This is a genomic window from Ruegeria sp. AA3 (assembly GCF_056542905.1).
The window spans coordinates 1-1,214 of the sequence record NZ_JBQGAQ010000041.1 but is presented as its reverse complement, the minus strand read 5'-3'; the positions used below and the strand labels follow the sequence as shown (position 1 = coordinate 1,214).

The 1,214-nt window shown below is 57.7% G+C and carries 1 protein-coding gene; it reads left to right on the top strand.

Translation table 11 applies throughout. The annotated features are described in order from the left end of the window. The coding region (gene glyA / locus ACR0JR_RS22355) for a serine hydroxymethyltransferase (protein ID WP_480458213.1) at positions 1 to 1,214 on the top strand (1,214 nt) is incomplete at both ends.

Genomic DNA, 1,214 nt, shown 5'->3' with positions numbered 1-1,214 from the left:
GGTTTCTTCACCCAATCCCTTTCCGATCGTGACCCCGAGCTATTTGGCTCGATCACATCCGAATTGGGCCGCCAGCGCGATGAAATCGAGCTGATCGCATCGGAAAACATCGTCTCTGCCGCTGTCATGGAAGCGCAGGGCTCGGTCATGACCAATAAATATGCCGAAGGTTATCCGGGCCGCCGGTACTATGGCGGATGCCAATTCGTCGATGTCGCCGAAAACCTGGCTATCGATCGGGCCAAGCAGCTGTTCGGCTGCGAGTTCGCCAATGTCCAGCCAAACTCGGGCTCGCAGGCAAACCAAGGGGTGTTCCAGGCGCTGATCAAACCTGGTGACACGATTCTGGGTATGAGCCTGGATGCCGGCGGTCACCTGACCCACGGTGCAGCCCCAAACCAATCGGGCAAATGGTTCAATGCAGTCCACTATGGCGTGCGCAAGCAAGACAATCTGATCGACTATGATCAGATCGAAGCGCTGGCCAAAGAACACCAGCCCAAGCTTATCATCGCAGGCGGTTCGGCCATTCCGCGTATTATCGATTTTGCCCGCATGCGCGAGATCGCCGATATGGTTGGTGCGTACCTGCACGTGGATATGGCCCATATCGCAGGCCTGATTGCAGCGGGTGAGCACCCCTCGCCCTTCCCGCACGCACACGTCGCGACAACCACCACGCACAAGACGCTGCGCGGCCCCCGCGGAGGCATGATCCTGACCAACGACGAAGCGATCGCGAAAAAGGTAAACTCGGCAATCTTCCCCGGTATTCAGGGTGGTCCGCTGATGCATGTGATTGCTGGCAAAGCAGTAGCGTTTGGCGAGGCGCTGCGGCCCTCATTCAAGGACTACATCAAGCAGGTTATCGTGAACGCTCAGGCCCTTTCAGATCAGCTGATCAAGGGCGGTCTCGACACCGTGACCCACGGCACCGACACCCATGTGGTGCTGGTCGACCTGCGCCCCAAAGGCGTTAAGGGTAACGCGACCGAGAAAGCATTGGGTCGTGCGCATATCACCTGCAACAAGAACGGCGTTCCGTTTGACCCCGAGAAACCAACTATCACCAGCGGCATCCGCCTTGGTTCTCCTGCTGGCACGACACGAGGTTTTGGAGAAGTCGAGTTCCGTCAAATCGCAGATTGGATCATCGAAGTTGTCGATGGTCTGGCCGCCAATGGCGAAGAAGGCAATGCCGCAGTCGAAGCAAA